This is a genomic window from Pseudomonas sp. G166, assembly GCF_037027455.2.
Taxonomy (GTDB): Bacteria; Pseudomonadota; Gammaproteobacteria; order Pseudomonadales; family Pseudomonadaceae; genus Aquipseudomonas.
On record NZ_CP146985.1, the window covers coordinates 643,754 to 660,629 of the forward strand.

The window sequence follows — 16,876 nt, forward strand, 5'->3', positions numbered from 1 at the left end:
CTCACCACCAGAACCCAAGTGGCCATGAACGAAATCACCGCTCCCGAGCAATACGATCTGCAAACCGCTGCCCTGAAGGTGCCTCCGCATTCCATCGAGGCCGAACAGGCCGTGCTCGGTGGCCTGATGCTGGACAACAACGCCTGGGAACGCGTGCTCGATCAAGTCTCCGATGGCGATTTCTATCGACATGACCACCGTCTGATTTTCCGTGCGATCGCCAGGCTGGCCGATCAGAACATGCCGATCGATGTCGTGACCCTGGCCGAGCAATTGGACAAGGAGGGCCAGACGTCCCAGGTCGGCGGCCTCGGTTACCTGGGTGAGTTGGCAAAAAATACGCCGTCGGTCGCCAACATCAAGGCCTATGCGCAGATCGTGCGCGAGCGGGCCACCTTGCGCCAGTTGATCGGCATCAGCACCGAAATCGCCGACAGCGCCTTCAATCCGGAAGGCCGCACCGCCGCCGAGATCCTCGACGAAGCCGAGCGGCAGATCTTCCAGATCGCCGAGGCCCGGCCGAAGACCGGCGGCCCGGTCAGCGTCAACGACCTGTTGACCAAGGCCATCGACCGCATCGATACCTTGTTCAACACTGACAATGCCATCACCGGCCTGTCCACTGGCTACACCGACCTCGACGAGAAGACCAGCGGCCTGCAGCCGTCCGACTTGATCATCGTCGCCGGTCGTCCGTCCATGGGTAAGACCACCTTTGCGATGAACCTGGTGGAAAACGCCGTGCTGCGCAGCGACAAGGCGGTGCTGGTGTACTCCCTCGAGATGCCAGGCGAGTCGCTGATCATGCGTATGCTTTCGTCCCTGGGGCGTATCGACCAGACCAAGGTCCGTTCCGGTCAATTGGAAGACGACGACTGGCCGCGCCTGACGTCAGCGGTCAACCTGCTCAACGACCGCAAGCTGTTCATCGACGACACCGCCGGTATCAGTCCGTCGGAAATGCGCGCCCGGACCCGTCGTCTGGTGCGAGAGCACGGTGACATCGCGCTGATCATGATCGACTACCTGCAATTGATGCAGATCCCCGGTTCCAGCGGCGATAACCGGACCAACGAGATTTCTGAAATCTCCCGCTCCCTCAAGGCCCTGGCCAAGGAATTCAACTGCCCGGTGGTGGCACTTTCCCAGTTGAACCGTTCCCTGGAACAGCGCCCCAACAAGCGCCCGGTGAACTCCGACTTGCGGGAATCCGGAGCGATCGAGCAGGACGCCGACGTCATCATGTTCGTGTACCGCGACGAGGTGTATCACCCGGAGACGGAGCACAAGGGCATCGCCGAAATCATCATCGGTAAGCAGCGGAACGGCCCGATCGGCTTCATTCGCCTGGCGTTCATCGGTAAATACACCCGATTCGAGAACCTGGCGCCGGGTAGCTACAATTTTGATGATGATGAGTAACCTGTTTGGCTCCTGTGGGAGCGAGCCCCTTCTCCAGGAGGTTGCACTTCCCCTGTGGGAGCGAGCTTGCTCGCGATAGCGGCGTAACAGTTAGCACATGCATTGAATGTGCTGGCCCTTTCGCGAGCAAGCTCGCTCCCACATTTGATGTGCGGTGCGCCACCGATTTCCGACCATAGCCGTCGGAATTGGTCAAATTTTGTGCTATATTCCGCGCCCGCGATTTTTCATCTTCATACCGGTCATCGACATGCAAGCAGCCAAGCCGTTATTTGACTATCCCAAGTACTGGGCCGAATGTTTCGGCCCAGCGCCGTTCCTGCCCATGAGCAGGGAGGAAATGGATCAGCTCGGCTGGGATTCGTGCGACATCATCATCGTGACCGGTGATGCCTACGTCGATCACCCGTCGTTCGGCATGGCGATCATCGGCCGGTTGCTGGAAGCCCAGGGCTTTCGCGTCGGGATCATTGCCCAGCCGAACTGGCAGTCCAAAGACGACTTCATGAAGCTCGGCGAGCCCAACCTGTTTTTCGGTGTCGCGGCCGGCAACATGGACTCGATGATCAACCGCTACACCGCCGACAAGAAAATTCGCTCCGACGACGCCTACACCCCCGGCGGCCTGGCGGGCAAGCGACCGGACCGTGCGAGCCTGGTCTACAGCCAGCGCTGCAAGGAAGCCTACAAGCATGTGCCGATCGTGCTTGGCGGTATCGAAGCGTCGCTGCGCCGTATCGCCCATTACGATTACTGGCAGGACCGGGTGCGCAACTCGATCCTGATCGACGCCTGCGCCGACATCCTGCTCTACGGCAACGCCGAGCGGGCGATCGTCGAAGTCGCCCAGCGCCTGTCCTACGGCCACAAGATCGAAGACATCACCGATGTGCGCGGCACCGCGTTCATCCGTCGCGACACGCCGCAAGGCTGGTACGAAGTCGATTCCACGCGCATCGACCGGCCGGGCAAGATCGACAAGATCATCAACCCGTATGTGAACACCCAGGACACCGCTGCTTGCGCCATCGAGCAGGAGAAGGGGCCGGTTGAGGATCCGAGCGAAGCCAAGGTCGTACAGATCCTGGCGAGCCCGAAAATGACCCGCGACAAAACCGTGATTCGTCTGCCGTCGGTGGAAAAGGTTCGTGGCGACGCGGTGCTGTACGCCCACGCCAACCGGGTACTTCACCTGGAAACCAACCCGGGCAACGCCCGTGCCCTGGTGCAGAAGCACGGCGAGGTCGATGTCTGGTTCAACCCGCCGCCCATTCCGATGACCACCGAGGAAATGGACTACGTGTTTGGCATGCCTTACGCACGTGTTCCGCACCCGGCTTACGGCAAGGAAAAGATCCCGGCCTACGAGATGATCCGTTTCTCGGTGAATATCATGCGTGGCTGCTTCGGCGGTTGCACCTTCTGCTCGATCACCGAGCACGAAGGCCGGATCATCCAGAACCGCTCCGAAGAGTCGATCATTCGCGAGATCGAAGAGATCCGCGACAAGGTCCCGGGGTTCACCGGCGTCATTTCCGACCTCGGCGGCCCTACCGCGAACATGTACCGCATCGCCTGCAAGAGCCCGGAAATCGAATCCGCGTGCCGCAAGCCGTCCTGCGTGTTCCCCGGCATCTGCCCGAACCTCAATACCGACCATTCTTCGCTGATCCAGCTGTACCGCAGCGCCCGGGCCTTGCCTGGGGTGAAGAAGATCCTGATTGCTTCCGGCCTGCGTTACGACCTGGCGGTCGAGTCGCCGGAATACGTCAAGGAACTGGTGACCCACCACGTCGGCGGTTACCTGAAGATCGCCCCGGAGCACACCGAGGAAGGTCCGCTCAACCAGATGATGAAGCCGGGCATCGGCAGCTATGACAAGTTCAAGCGGATGTTCGAGAAGTACACCAAGGAAGCCGGGAAAGAGCAGTACCTGATTCCGTACTTCATCGCCGCTCACCCGGGCACCACCGACGAAGACATGATGAACCTGGCCCTGTGGCTCAAGGGCAATGGTTTCCGCGCTGACCAGGTGCAGGCGTTCTATCCGTCGCCGATGGCCACGGCCACCGCCATGTATCACTCGGGCAAGAACCCGCTGCGCAAGGTCACCTACAAGAGCGACGCGGTAACCATCGTCAAGAGCGAGGAACAGCGCCGCCTGCACAAGGCCTTCCTGCGTTATCACGACCCCAAGGGCTGGCCGATGCTGCGCGAAGCACTGACCCGCATGGGCCGCGCCGACCTGATCGGGCCGGGCAAGAATCAGTTGATCCCGCTGCACCAGCCGGCCACCGACAGCTACCAGAGCGCCCGGCGCAAGAACTCGACGCCGGCTGGCAGCCACAAGGTGGGCAAGGAAACCACCAAGATCCTGACCCAGCACACCGGCCTGCCACCACGCGCCAGCGATGGCGGCAACCCGTGGGACAAGCGCGAGCAAGCCAAGGCCGCGGCATTCGCCCGCAACCAGCAGGCCGCCAAGGAACGCAAGGACGCCGCCAAGGGCAAAGGTCCGAAGCCAGCGCGCAAGCCTGTCGTGCCGCGCTGATCCTTGAGCGACAACGTAAAACGCCAGCCTGAGTGCTGGCGTTTTGCTTTCTAGCGACGGTGCTGGCCGTTTGTTATCGTGGCGCCCGCCACAGCTCCTGTGCTGATAAAGATTTCACCCTCCGATTCTCAAGGACGATTCATATGAGCAGCGCTTCAACGGGCATCGGCATGGACCTGAGCTTCTCTCAGTTCATGGCCCGCAAACGCATCGAAAGCCAGATCAACCTGCCGCGCCTGTTTGCTGCCATCGACGCCGATCCTGGCATCGCCGGGGCGGGTGTGGTGTATGTCGATTCCGATTACAACGTCGTGACCCTGCGCGAATTCAAGCCCATTTGCAGCATCGCGCCCAAGCGCATCATTCTGCGCGAGGCGAAAAAATACATCGCCCCGCAGCAATTCATCGATCAGGTAAAAAGCAGTCCGCGCGAGTCCAAGCTTGGCCTTGAAGCCACCAATGCCGGCTTGTCCTGTGTCGCTGCGGTGATTGGTTGGGTGGTGGTGTTCAGTGGCAGCGTTGCGGTGCCCTTTACGGCGGGGGCCAGTGCCTTTGTCGTTGCCCTGGGCGCCGCTGCCGCGACGGCCAGCACCGCGCAATGCGTCATTGGCGGGATGCGGGTGGCCAACGAGCTGACCAATCCGACTGGCAACGATGAGATGAATGATGCTGACTGGTACAACATCGTGTCGCCGATCCTTGACGGCGTTTCCCTGGTGGGTGTCGGTGGCTCGGCCCTGACCACTGTCCGGCTGCTCAAGGCCAACAAAGCGGCCGGCACTGGGAAGAGTTGGTATCAGTTGCTCAAGGGCCTGAATCGGCAAGAGCGAAGCAAGCTGACCAAGGAGCTTTTGACGCTCAAGGACCCGAGCCTGACCGCCAAGCTACTCAAGTTGCAGCAACGCGCCGGGGCCGTGCCCAAGCGTTATTCTTCAGCTGAAATCAGGCACGCGACGCTGACCCAGATAAAGGACTCCCTCGGCGGTGCGTTGGGTGTCATAGGCAGTTATACCGGCGATGGCGCGGTGAAGACTGTTGCCGTCGGCCTGTATGAGGAATTCACGGAATGATCGGTGGCGGATCGCTGAAGAGCTTCCTTGCCCGGTATTTTCCGGTGTTCATGGGCACCATTCTACTGGGGTGCTTTTCAGGATCAACGTTGCTCGTTCTGGCCGGGACGACCTACTGGCGTGACCTGGAGCCTTCAGTCAGGGTTGACTATGTTGGCCTCGGTACCCTGGCTCTGGTGCTCGTGCTGGTCTTGGGCAACCTCATGATTGCGCGCGGGCGCACTTGGGCGATCTGGTGGGTGGCGGGTTATTTCCTGGCATGTCTGGTAGCGGTGTTGCCGATGTTTGCCTACCGGCCACATCAAGGCGTTTACCTTTTCGCTGTGCTGCTGCCGCTGTTGGGGTTGTTGTTGCTCAATAGCAAACGCCACCGCGAGATGCGCAGCAAACTGGTAGAAATCCGCCGCCAACGCGAACTCATCATCCAGGCTGCCAAGGCCGCACGCACACGCCGCTGAGTCGATTCGATACCACGGCGCCACATTTATGTGCGCCTCTTTGCACCCGAATGCGAGCATCGCGCGTTTTTAGTGCTCTACTGCCTTGAGTAGACCAAGAAAGTGTCCGGCCTGCCTGCATGGCATAAGTCTTGCGCCGCTTTCGATAACGCCCAGGCTCGCAGGAGGCACGCTGTGTCGATCCATGTCGCATTGCATCATGTCACGCATTACCGCTACGACCGCGCTGTCGAGCTCGGCCCGCAGATCGTTCGCCTGCGCCCGGCAGCCCACAGCCGTACGCGGATTCTGTCGTATGCGCTGAAGGTCTCGCCGGATCAGCACTTCATCAATTGGCAGCAGGATCCCCAGGGCAACTATCTGGCGCGGCTGGTGTTCCCCGAGAAAACCCGGGAGCTGCGGATCGAAGTCGATCTGCTGGCGGAAATGGCGGTGTTCAACCCGTTCGATTTCTTCCTTGAGCCTTACGCCGAGAAAATCCCGTTTTCCTACGCCGCCGATGAGCGCAAGGAGCTGGCGCCGTACCTGGAAACCCTGCCGCTGACGCCCAGGTTCCAGGCTTATCTGGACGGCATCGATCGCACGCCGCTGCCGGCGGTGGATTTTCTGGTGGCGCTCAACCAGCGCCTGAGCGAAGACATCAACTACCTGATCCGCATGGAGCCCGGCGTCCAGACACCGGAGCATACCCTTGAGCACGCGTCCGGTTCCTGCCGCGATTCGGCCTGGTTGCTGGTGCAGTTGTTGCGCAACCTTGGCCTGGCGGCGCGTTTCGTGTCCGGTTACCTGATCCAGCTGACCGCCGATGTGAAAAGCCTCGATGGCCCGTCCGGAACCGAGGTCGACTTTACCGACCTGCATGCCTGGTGCGAGGTGTACCTGCCCGGTGCCGGCTGGATCGGCCTGGATGCGACGTCCGGGTTGTTCGCTGGCGAAGGGCACATCCCATTGGCTTGCAGTCCCGATCCATCTTCGGCGGCGCCTATCAGTGGTTTGGTGGAACCTTGCGAGTGCGAGTTCAGCCACGAAATGTCGGTGGAGCGGATCTGGGAAGCGCCGCGAGTAACCAAGCCCTACACCGAAGAGCAATGGCAGGCGATTCAGGCACTGGGTCACCAGATCGATGCCGACCTGCTGGAGGGCGACGTGCGCCTGACCATGGGCGGCGAACCGACCTTTGTGTCCATCGATGACCCGGATGGCGCCGAGTGGAACACCGCCGCCCTCGGACCGGACAAGCGCCGGCTCTCGGCCGAGCTGTTCCAACGCATGCGCAAGCACTATGCACCCAAGGGGCTGGTGCATTTCGGCCAGGGCAAGTGGTACCCGGGCGAGCAATTGCCGCGCTGGTCGCTCAACTGCTATTGGCGGCGTGATGGGGTGCCGATCTGGCACAACAGCGCATTGATCGCCGACGAGCAGCAGGACTACGGCGCCGATGGTGAGCTGGCCGGGCGTTTTCTGACGAGTGTCGCCGAACGCCTGAAAATTCCTGCGCGATTCGTGTTCCCGGCCTACGAAGACAATTTCTATTACCTCTGGCGCGAAGGCGCATTGCCGTCGAATGTCACGGCCGAGGATCCGCGTCTGGAGGACGCGCTGGAGCGGGCACGCCTGCGCAAGGTCTTCAGCCAGGGCCTGGACAAAGTGATCGGCCAGGTCCTGCCGCTGGCCCGCACCGCCAAGGGTGATCAATGGCAAAGCGGTCGCTGGTACCTGCGGGACAACCACTGCCGATTGGTGCCGGGGGATTCGCCCCTGGGCTATCGCCTGCCATTGGCATCCCAACCTTGGGTCACGGCGGCCGAGTACCCATTCATCCATCCCACCGACCCGAACCAGGATTTGCCCGAGTTGCCCGACACCGAGCGACTGGGCCGCCACGGCGAGCCGGCGACCGAGCAGGATCGAGTCCCGGAGATCGACAAGTCCGCCGATTGGCTGACCCGCACCGCCTTCTGTGCCGAGGCCCGGGAAGGTCGGTTGTACCTGTTCATGCCACCGCTGGAGCGGGTCGAGGATTACCTGGAGCTGGTCAGCGCCATTGAGGCGACGGCCGAGGAGCTGCAATGTCCGGTGCTGCTGGAAGGCTATGAGCCACCGAGCGATCCGCGCCTGAGCAACTTCCGCATCACTCCCGATCCAGGGGTGATCGAGGTCAACGTGCAGCCATCGGCGACGTGGGATGAGTTGGTCGAGCGCACTGAGTTTCTATATGAGGAGGCGCGACAGACCCGGCTGACCACCGAGAAATTCATGATCGATGGCCGGCACACCGGCACCGGCGGCGGTAACCATTTCGTACTGGGTGGGGCGACACCCGCTGACTCACCGTTCCTAAGGCGTCCCGACCTGCTGCGCAGCCTGATCAGTTACTGGCATAACCACCCGTCGCTGTCCTACCTGTTTTCCGGATTGTTCATCGGCCCGACCTCCCAGGCGCCTCGGGTGGACGAGGCGCGCAACGACGCCTTGTACGAGTTGGAAATCGCTTTCGCGCAAATGCCCCAGCCCGGCGAGCAATGCCCGCCCTGGTTGGTCGATCGGCTGTTGCGCAACCTGTTGATCGACGTGACCGGCAACACCCATCGCGCCGAATTCTGCATCGACAAGCTCTATTCGCCGGACGGCGCCACCGGGCGTCTCGGCCTTTTGGAATTGCGGGCATTCGAGATGCCGCCTCACGCGCGCATGAGCCTGGCCCAGCAATTACTGCTGCGGGCGTTGGTGGCGCGGTTCTGGCGTGAACCCTATGCGCCAGCGAAACTGGCGCGCTGGGGCACCGAACTGCATGATCGCTTCCTGTTGCCACACTTCATCGAACAGGATTTTGCCGACGTCATCGCTGAACTGAACGCCGCTGGCTACCCCCTGCGGGCTGAATGGTTCGCCGCCCATCTGGAGTTCCGCTTCCCCAAGGTAGGCGACTACGCAGTCGGCGGTATCGAGCTGCAATTGCGCCAGGCCCTCGAGCCCTGGCATGTGTTGGGGGAGGAGGGCGCGGTGGGCGGTACCGTGCGTTATGTGGACTCGTCCCTGGAGCGCCTGCAGGTCAAGCTCAGCGGCCTGGCGCCGCAACGCTACCTGCTGACGTGCAATGGCGTGCCCGTGCCGTTGCAACCCACCGGGCGGGTCGGCGAGTTCGTCGCCGGGGTGCGTTTCCGTGCCTGGCAACCGGCCAACTGCCTGCAGCCGACCATCCCGGTGCACGCACCGCTGGTCTTCGATCTGCTCGACACCTGGATGCAACGTTCCGTGGGCGGTTGCCAGTATCACGTGGCCCATCCGGGCGGGCGCAACTACGACAGCCTGCCGGTGAATGCCAACGAAGCCGAGAGCCGGCGGATGGCGCGTTTCTTCCGTCTCGGACACACGCCGGGGAAACTTCCGATTCCCAGCCTGGCAATGGATGACGAGTTTCCTCTCACGCTCGATCTGCGACGGTTCTGAGTCTTACGCGACGCCCGGATATTTCAACTATCCGGGCGTCATGCGCTTGCGCTAGTCTCACCTTTCATTGCCGTCTGCCGAGCTTTCCATGCCTGACCTGCTTGACCGTTACCCGCTGACAACGGGCACCTATCATGAACTGCTGGACGACAGCGGCGCCGTGCGTACGCATTGGCGGCGGCTGTTCGACCAGTTGCAGCGCAGCACGCCGGCCCAGTTGGCCCAGCGCCAGGCGCTGCTGGCCCGGCAGATCCAGGAAAACGGCGTCACCTATAACGTCTATGCGGACCCGAAAGGGGCGGATCGGCCGTGGGAACTGGACCTGCTGCCCCACGTGATCGACGCGCAGGAGTGGAAGCAGCTGTCGGCCGGGATCGCCCAGCGCGCTCGCTTGCTCAATGCCGTGTTGGCCGACCTGTACGGGCCGCAGCGGCTGATCAGCGAAGGGCTGTTGCCGGCGGAGCTGGTGTTCGGTCACAACAATTTCCTTTGGCCGTGCCAGGGCATCGCGCCGCCGGACGGGATCTTCCTGCATTTGTATGCCGTGGATCTGGCGCGTACGCCCGATGGTCGCTGGTGGGTCACCGCAGATCGGACCCAGGCGCCTTCTGGGGCCGGTTATGCGTTGGAAAATCGCATGATCGTCTCGCGGGCCTTCCCCGACCTGTACCGCGACCTGAATGTACGGCACCTCTCCGGTTTCTTCCGCACCTTGCAGGAAACCCTTGCACGACAGGCGCCCAGCGATGGCGAGCCGCCGCTGGTGGTGCTGCTGACGCCAGGGCGGTTCAACGAAAGTTATTTCGAACATCTTTACCTGGCGCGCCAGCTGGGCTATCCACTGGTGGAAGGCGGTGACCTGACGGTTCGGGACGCTACGGTCTATCTCAAGACCCTCAGCGGGCTGCGGCGGGTCCACGCGATCATGCGTCGGCTCGACGACGATTTCTGCGACCCCCTGGAGTTGCGCACCGATTCGGCCTTGGGCGTGCCGGGCTTGCTGGAGGCGGTGCGCCAGGGCCGGGTGCTGGTGGCCAATGCCTTGGGCAGCGGCGTGCTGGAATCGCCGGGCCTCTTGGGGTTTCTGCCGAAGATCAACCAATTTCTGTTCGGTGAGGAACTGCTGCTGCCGTCCATCGCCACCTGGTGGTGCGGTGAACCACCGGTGCTGGCCCAGGCCTTGGAGAAACTGCCGCAGTTGTTGATCAAGCCGGCGTTTCCTTCCCAAAGCTTCAGCCCGGTGTTGGGTCGTGACCTGAACGAGGCGCAGCGCGGTCAGTTGGCGGCGCGGATACAGGCAAGGCCCTATGCCTATGTCGCCCAGGAGCTGGCGCAACTGTCCCAGGCTCCGGTCTGGCAGGCCGAAGACGGTCACATCCAGCCTCGGGCCATTGGCATGCGCGTGTATGCCGTGTCCGGGAAGGATGACTATCGGGTGCTGTCGGGGGGCTTGACCCGCGTGGCCGCCGAGGCCGACGCTGAAGTGGTGTCGATGCAGCGCGGTGGCGCCAGCAAGGACACTTGGGTGCTGGGGGAGCAAGCGCCCGGCAGTGAGCAATGGACGGCCCAGCGAACCGTAGGTGTCCACGATCTGGTTCGGCGCGATCCGTACCTGCCTTCGCGGGTGGTGGAAAACCTGTTCTGGTTCGGTCGCTACTGTGAACGCTGCGACGACAGCGCGCGGCTGCTGCGGATCATGCTGGCGCGCTATGTCGATGGCGATGACCCTCAGGCCCTGGAATCGGCGGTGTCCCTGGGCGAAAGCCTGATGCTGCTGCCCGATGAGGGCGAACTGCCCGAGCGTCTGCTGGCGGCGTTGCTGGGCGAGGACTGGTCCTTCAGCCTGCGCTCCAACCTGCAACGCTTGCAGTGGGCGGCCTCGCAGGTTCGCGGCAAGCTGTCCCGGGAAAACTGGCAGGCGCTGGTGGAATTGCAGCGCGAAGCCATGGAATTGGAAACCGAGGAGCCGGATTTCGGCGAGCTGCTGGATTTCCTCAACCGATTGGTGATGTCCCTGGCGGCGTTGTCCGGGTTTGCCCTGGATGACATGACTCGCGACGAGGGCTGGCGTTTCTTGATGATCGGTCGGCGCCTGGAGCGCCTGCAGTTTCTCAGCAGCAGCCTGGCCGCGTTTCTGCGGGGCGAAGCGGTGTTCGATCAGGCCGGGCTGGAATGGCTGCTGGAGCTGGGCAATAGCAGCATCACCTACCGCTCGCGTTACCTGGCAGTCGCGCAATTGATCCCGGTGCTCGACCTGTTGCTGCTGGACGAACAGAACCCCCACGCAGTGCTCTTCCAGTTGAAACTGGTGACCCGCACCCTCAAGCGCCTGAACGATGATTTTGGCGCGCCGAAGGACATTGCGTTGCCGGAATTGGTGGCGCGTCTTTCACGCTTTGACCTGCGCTGCCTGGAAAATCCGTTGTTCGGCGAGGCCAGCCTGCGCGCAGCCCTCGACGGGCTGGCCGATCTGTTACAGGAAGTGGCCGATGTCAGTGGCCAGGTTTCCGATCGCCTGGCCTTGCGTCATTTTGCCCACGTCGATGACGTCAGCCAGCGCACGGTGTCCGTCTGATGAACGCTCGCTACCAGATCCTCCACGACACGCATTATCACTACGACAGCCCGGTATCCCTGGCCCAGCAGCTTGCCCACCTGTGGCCGCGGCCCTGTGACTGGCAGCGTTGCACCGAGCAGCAGTTGTTGATCAGTCCGGAGCCGACCACCCGTCGCGATGAGCAGGATGTGTTTGGCAATCCGCTGACGCGCCTGGCCTTTGAACGACCCCATGACGAGTTGCTGGTCAATGCCCGCCTGAGCGTCGAGGTGCTGGCTCGCCCTGCACTGGATTTCAACCTGTCCCCCACCTGGGAGTCGACCTGCAACGCCTTGACCTACAGCGGCCGCCCTCTTGCGGCGCCGCTGCTGGATGCATGCCGCTACCGTTTCGAGTCGCCCTATGTTCACCTCAAGCGTAGCTTCGTCGAGTTTTCCGAAAGTTGCTTCCCGCCGGGGCGCCCGTTGATGCTGGGTGTCCGGGCGCTGATGGAAAAGATTTTCGAGGAGTTCACCTTCGATGCCGAGGCGACCCAGGTGGCGACGCCGCTGGTGGAGGTGCTGGAGCGGCGACGGGGCGTGTGCCAGGACTTCGCCCACCTGATGCTGGCCTGCGTGCGCTCGCGTGGGCTGGCGGCACGCTACGTGAGTGGATACCTGCTGACCCAGCCACCGCCCGGCCAACCCCGGCTGATTGGCGCCGATGCGTCCCACGCCTGGGTCTCGGTGTTTTGCCCACTGTTGGGTTGGGTGGACTTCGATCCGACCAACAACGTACAGCCAGCCCTGGAGCACATCACCCTGGCCTGGGGCCGGGATTTTTCCGATGTGTCGCCGCTACGGGGGGTGATCCTGGGGGGCGGCAGCCATGATCCCGAGGTGCGGGTGACGGTGATGCCGTTGGAGTCATGAACCGATTCCTTGTGGGAGCGAGCCTGCTCGCGATAGGGGATGAACAGTCGCATTGAAGCTGGCTGAACTAACGCCATCGCGAGCAAGCTCGTTCCCACAGGTTGTGTGTCGTATTGATAATGAGGTTTCCCCATGTTCCCGGTGTCCATCAAAGGCGTGCTGCAATCCCCCGAGGGCCTGGTCGTGCTGATGCTCAACGAGCGGGATGAATGGGAGTTGCCCGGCGGACGGATCGAGCTGGGCGAAACGGCGTCGCAGTGCCTGGCACGGGAGATCGACGAGGAACTGGCCGTTGAAGTAAGCGTGGGGGAGCCGTTGGATTCGTACTTGTTCGAGGTCATTCCCGGCAAGCATGTCTTTATTTCCACTTACCGCTGCCAATTACTGGGCGGGTTCGTGCCGACGGTCAGTCAAGAGCATAAGGAAATCGGGCTGTTCGAGCCGGGCCAATTGCCGGCCAATCTGCCATTGGGTTATCGCGCGTCGATTATCAAGGCGTTGGGGTTGTGAGGGCCGGCAGCGGGGCTGCCGACCCTGGACACAAACCGTAGGGCCGGATTGCATCACCGGGCCCGGAGGGGCTCAGGCGTCGGGCGCCTGGTCTTTCGGTGCGTCAACGTGCTCTTCTGGCGTCACTTCGCCTTCGGTATCCGGGGTCAGTGCTGCTGCTTCCTCTTCAGCTGTAGCTTTCTTGCGCTGAAGCTTTTCCTCTTTCTTCTGCTCCTTGGCCAAGTCTCTCTGACGTTTGGCGAAGGAATAATTGGGTTTAGCCATGGGCGATCCTCTGGGGTCGAAGGTGAGGTTGAGCGGCGCGTATTCTGCCCTGTATCGGGGGCGAGCCGTTAGCTGGGTTTTTGCTCGGCCCACTTTGGCTGCACCGAGGGCTGCCATTCGTCCAGTGCATCGAGCAGGTTTTGCGGTGATTCGCTCACTTGCAGCATGTCACGATGTGGCGCACGGACGAAGCCTTCACCGACGATATGATCGAGAAAACCGGTGAGTTTGCTGTAGAACCCGTTCACCTCCAGCAACCCCAGTGGCTTGCCGTGGTAGCCGAGCTGCCCCCAGGTCCAGACTTCGAACAACTCCTCCAGCGTGCCGAGGCCACCGGGCAGGGCGATGAAGGCATCGCTCAGTTCGGCCATGCGCGCCTTGCGGGCATGCATGCCGTCCACCACTTCCAGGCGGGTCAGGCCGCTGTGGCCGATTTCCTTGTCTTTGAGGCTTTGCGGGATGATGCCGATGACTTCGCCGCCGGCCGCCAGGGCCGCGTCGGCGACGATGCCCATCAGGCCCACGGCACCACCGCCGTAGACCAGGGTAAGATTTCGCTCCGCCAGCGCTCGCCCCAAGGCCTGCGCCGCTTCACGATAGGCGGGGTGGCTGCCGGTGCTGGCGCCGCAAAATACACAAACAGACGCTATGGACATGCTTTACTCCATGATCGGTAACCGATCCAGAGTAAAGCCTGGCCTGGGTTGCGCAAAGCGATTAAACCTCGCGTTGGGGTTTTTCGTAGGTGCCACTGGCGCCGCAGGCATAGGCGGCAAGCAAGCTGCACAACAGGCTGTTGAGGTTCATGATGGACGCTCCAGAGAGGTGATGGGGCCAATCATAGAGAGGTGTCATACCTCTGGCTGGTTGATTGTGTCCATCAGGCTGATAGCCTTAAGTTGTATACAATCTTTGATTCAGGTCATAGGAACTTGTCTCAAATTCAGGCAGTCTTCCCCTTTGACGGAATTTTGTTAACCATGCCTTGGAGATTCACGATGTTTGCCAAACTTGTTGCAGTATCCCTGTTGACGCTGGCCAGCAGCCAACTGATGGCAGCGGAGTGCAAGACCACCATCGACTCGACCGACCAGATGTCCTTCAACACCAAGGCCATCGAGATCGACAAGAGCTGCAAGACCTTCACCGTTGAGCTGACGCATTCGGGCAGCCTGCCGAAAAACGTCATGGGCCATAACTGGGTGCTGAGCAAAGAGGCTGACATGCAGCCGATCGCCACCGATGGTTTGGCCGCTGGCGTCGACAAGAACTACCTGAAAGAAGGTGATGCTCGCATCATCGCCCACACCAAAATCATTGGTGCCGGGGAGAAAGACTCGGTGACTTTCGACGTATCGAAACTCGATGCCGCTGAAAAATACGGTTTCTTCTGCTCGTTCCCAGGCCACATCTCGATGATGAAAGGCACCGTTACCCTGAAGTAATCCGCTTCAGGCACAAAAAAGCGCCCCCGTGCAGGGCGCTTTTTTTGTGTCCGGCAATAACCGCACCTCCTGTGGGAGCGAGCTTCATCTGACACAAATTCTGTGTTTGATGAAGACCCCTGTGGGAGCGAGCTTGCTCGCGATGGCGTCAGCTCAGGCACCTTCGAAGTTACGGCGCGTAGGGCATCACCCGCTTGTGCTCGGTCTTGCGATAGGTTTCGCAAATGATCTTGAACGCCTCGTCCCGCACCGGCTTGCCGTGCAGGAACGCGTCGATCTCGGCATAGGTCACGCCGTGGGAGGCTTCGTCCGGCTTGCCTGGCGACAGGTCTTCGAGATCGGCGGTCGGGATTTTTTCCACCAGCGATTCCGGCGCGCCAAAGTCACGGGCGATGGCCCGGACCTGGTTTTTCACCAGGCCGCTCAACGGCGCCAGGTCGCAGGCGCCGTCGCCGAACTTGGTGAAGAAGCCCATCACCGCTTCGGCTGCGTGGTCGGTGCCGATCACCAGGCCCTGCTCGGTCCCCGCGATGGTGTATTGCGCCACCATGCGCATCCGCGCCTTGGTGTTGCCCAGCACGAAGTCCCGCGAGACCGCCGCCTTGCCTTCGAATGCCGCGACTTGCTCGGCCAAGGCCTTGACCGCCGGACCGATGTTGACGGTATGGCGCTCGTCGGGGTCGATGAAGTCCACACAGGCTTGTGCCTCATGCTCGTCGAACTGGGTTTCGTACGGCAGGCGCACGGCGATGAACTTGTAGGCCGCGTTACCGGTTTTCTCCCGCAGCTCGCGCATGGCACGCTGGGCAAGCAGACCGGCGGTCAACGAGTCGACCCCGCCACTGATGCCCAGGACGAGGGACTTGAGCCCGGAGTTGACCAGGCAATCCTGAATAAAGCTCACCCGGCGGGCGATTTCGGCCTTGAGGGCGGCGTCATCGGTGAACGGTGGCTGGACCTTGAGCTGTTCAGCAATCTCACGCTGTACGGCTTGCATGAATTCACTCCTTGCTTGATGTGTCAGAAAGGGCGGCAGGTACTTGGAAAACGTGTCGCATGTAGGCGACGAAATTCGGGTCTTTGCAGTGGGTCTTGCCGGGCTCGTCTGAAATCTTGGCCACGGGTTGCCCGTCACAGCTGATCATTTTAAGCACGATGCTCATCGGCTCTACACCTGGAATGTCACAAGTCAGGTTGGTACCAATACCGAAGCTGACATTAATGCGACCACGCAACGCCCGAAAAATCTCCAGGCATTTGGGCAATGTCAGGCTATCGGAGAACACCAGGGTCTTGCTCATCGGGTCGATGCCGAGCTTGTGATAGTGAGCGATGGCTTTTTCGGCCCAGATCACCGGATCACCGGAGTCATGGCGCAAGCCGTCGAACAGCTTGGCGAAGAACAGATCGAAGTCCTTCAGGAACGCGTCCATGGTGATGCAGTCGGTCAGCGCGATCCCCAGCAGGCCACGATACTCGCGCACCCAGCAATCGAGGGCGGCGATCTGGCTGTCGATCAGCCGCGGGCCCAGTTGTTGGTGGGCCATGATCCATTCATGGGCCATGGTGCCCAGGGGTTTCATATCCAGCTCTCGGGACAGGTGCACGTTGCTGGTGCCGACGAAACGTCCGGGGAAGTCGTGCTTGAGCACATTCACGACTTCTTCCTGGACGCGGTAAGAAAACCGGCGGCGGGTGCCGAAGTCGGCGACTTGCAGTTCGGCCAATTCGTCGGTACTGGCGTTGGCCGTCAGCCAGTCGAACTTGCGATACAACTGTTCCCGCGCCTGCTCCAGGACAACTTCACGGTAGCGATAGCGGTTGCGTACTTCGCTGACAATGGCCAGCAACGGCACTTCGAACAGAATCACATGCAACCACGGCCCGCGCAGGCGGATAAACAGCTCGCCATTGTCGATGCCGGTGTGGACGTAGCGCAGGTTGAAGCGAAACAGGCCTAGGAAACGCAGGAAGTCCGGCTTCAGAAAGCTGATGCGTTCCAGGAAGCCCAACTGGTCGGCGCTCAGGCTCAGCTCGGCCAGGCGTTCGATCTGGAAGCGGATCTCCGCCAGATACGGTCGCAAGTCCTCGCTGTTGCGGCAGCGAAACTCCCATTCGACTTCGACGTTGGGGTAGTTGTGCAGCACCGCCTGCATCATCGTCAGTTTGTAGAAGTCGGTGTCGAGCAGGTTCTGCACGATACGATCGGCAAACACACTCTCGCTCATAACGGGAATC

At 61.5% G+C, this 16,876-nt stretch carries 13 protein-coding genes; 9 read left to right on the forward strand and 4 right to left on the reverse strand.

From position 1 onward, the window contains the following. The first annotated feature begins 24 nt into the window (after positions 1-24). The 8 genes from dnaB (at position 25) to SGN16_RS02850 (ending at position 12,929) form a co-directional block, all read left to right on the forward strand. Entirely contained in the window at positions 25-1,422 is a 1,398-nt protein-coding gene (gene dnaB / locus SGN16_RS02815; protein ID WP_027911801.1) for a replicative DNA helicase, read from the forward strand. Between the two features lie 250 nt (positions 1,423-1,672). Beyond that, positions 1,673-3,973 carry a YgiQ family radical SAM protein gene (locus SGN16_RS02820; RefSeq protein ID WP_176688725.1) on the forward strand — a complete coding sequence of 767 codons (2,301 nt, stop codon included), beginning with the start codon at positions 1,673-1,675 and terminating at the stop codon, positions 3,971-3,973. 143 nt (positions 3,974-4,116) lie between these two features. Next, positions 4,117-5,043, forward strand: coding sequence for an NAD synthetase (locus SGN16_RS02825; protein ID WP_335943833.1), 927 nt, complete (start codon positions 4,117-4,119; stop codon positions 5,041-5,043). Then, the gene (locus tag SGN16_RS02830; protein ID WP_210642601.1) at positions 5,040-5,501 is read left to right on the forward strand and encodes a hypothetical protein; all 462 of its coding nucleotides are present in this window, start codon (positions 5,040-5,042) and stop codon (positions 5,499-5,501) included. The genes SGN16_RS02825 and SGN16_RS02830 overlap by 4 nt, the downstream gene beginning before the upstream one ends. A 174-nt stretch (positions 5,502-5,675) precedes the next feature. Continuing rightward, on the forward strand, positions 5,676-8,951 hold the full coding sequence (locus SGN16_RS02835) for a transglutaminase family protein (RefSeq protein ID WP_210642602.1): 3,276 nt from the start codon (positions 5,676-5,678) through the stop codon (positions 8,949-8,951). A gap of 88 nt (positions 8,952-9,039) precedes the next feature. After that, a complete protein-coding gene (locus SGN16_RS02840; RefSeq protein WP_210642603.1) occupies positions 9,040-11,526 on the forward strand; it encodes a circularly permuted type 2 ATP-grasp protein in 2,487 nt (828 codons plus the stop codon). Further along, positions 11,526-12,419, forward strand: a complete 894-nt coding sequence (locus SGN16_RS02845) for a transglutaminase family protein (protein WP_335943834.1) — start codon at positions 11,526-11,528, stop codon at positions 12,417-12,419. The genes SGN16_RS02840 and SGN16_RS02845 overlap by 1 nt, the downstream gene beginning before the upstream one ends. Before the next feature lie 132 nt (positions 12,420-12,551). After that, on the forward strand, positions 12,552-12,929 hold the full coding sequence (locus SGN16_RS02850; RefSeq protein ID WP_335943835.1) for an NUDIX domain-containing protein: 378 nt from the start codon (positions 12,552-12,554) through the stop codon (positions 12,927-12,929). 72 nt (positions 12,930-13,001) lie between these two features. Here the strand turns inward: SGN16_RS02850 and SGN16_RS02855 are convergent, their stop codons facing one another. Both SGN16_RS02855 and SGN16_RS02860 read right to left on the reverse strand, forming a co-directional pair. Next, positions 13,002-13,193 (reverse strand): hypothetical protein, encoded by a 192-nt coding sequence (locus SGN16_RS02855; RefSeq protein ID WP_210642606.1) that lies wholly within the window; start codon positions 13,191-13,193, stop codon positions 13,002-13,004. A gap of 68 nt (positions 13,194-13,261) precedes the next feature. Further along, positions 13,262-13,849 (reverse strand): TIGR00730 family Rossman fold protein, encoded by a 588-nt coding sequence (locus tag SGN16_RS02860; protein ID WP_210642607.1) that lies wholly within the window; start codon positions 13,847-13,849, stop codon positions 13,262-13,264. A gap of 342 nt (positions 13,850-14,191) precedes the next feature. Here SGN16_RS02860 and azu point away from each other — a divergent pair, with 342 nt between their 5' ends. After that, positions 14,192-14,638: an azurin gene (azu, locus tag SGN16_RS02865; protein WP_210642608.1), complete on the forward strand. Its 447-nt coding sequence runs from the start codon at positions 14,192-14,194 to the stop codon at positions 14,636-14,638. Positions 14,639-14,807: 169 nt separating this feature from the next. Here the strand turns inward: azu and nadE are convergent, their stop codons facing one another. Together nadE and pncB are read right to left on the reverse strand one after the other, a co-directional pair. After that, on the reverse strand, positions 14,808-15,635 hold the full coding sequence (gene nadE / locus SGN16_RS02870; protein ID WP_210642609.1) for an ammonia-dependent NAD(+) synthetase: 828 nt from the start codon (positions 15,633-15,635) through the stop codon (positions 14,808-14,810). A 4-nt stretch (positions 15,636-15,639) separates the two neighbouring features. Next, positions 15,640-16,866 carry a nicotinate phosphoribosyltransferase gene (gene pncB, locus SGN16_RS02875; RefSeq protein WP_335943836.1) on the reverse strand — a complete coding sequence of 409 codons (1,227 nt, stop codon included), beginning with the start codon at positions 16,864-16,866 and terminating at the stop codon, positions 15,640-15,642. Positions 16,867-16,876: the final 10 nt, after the last annotated feature.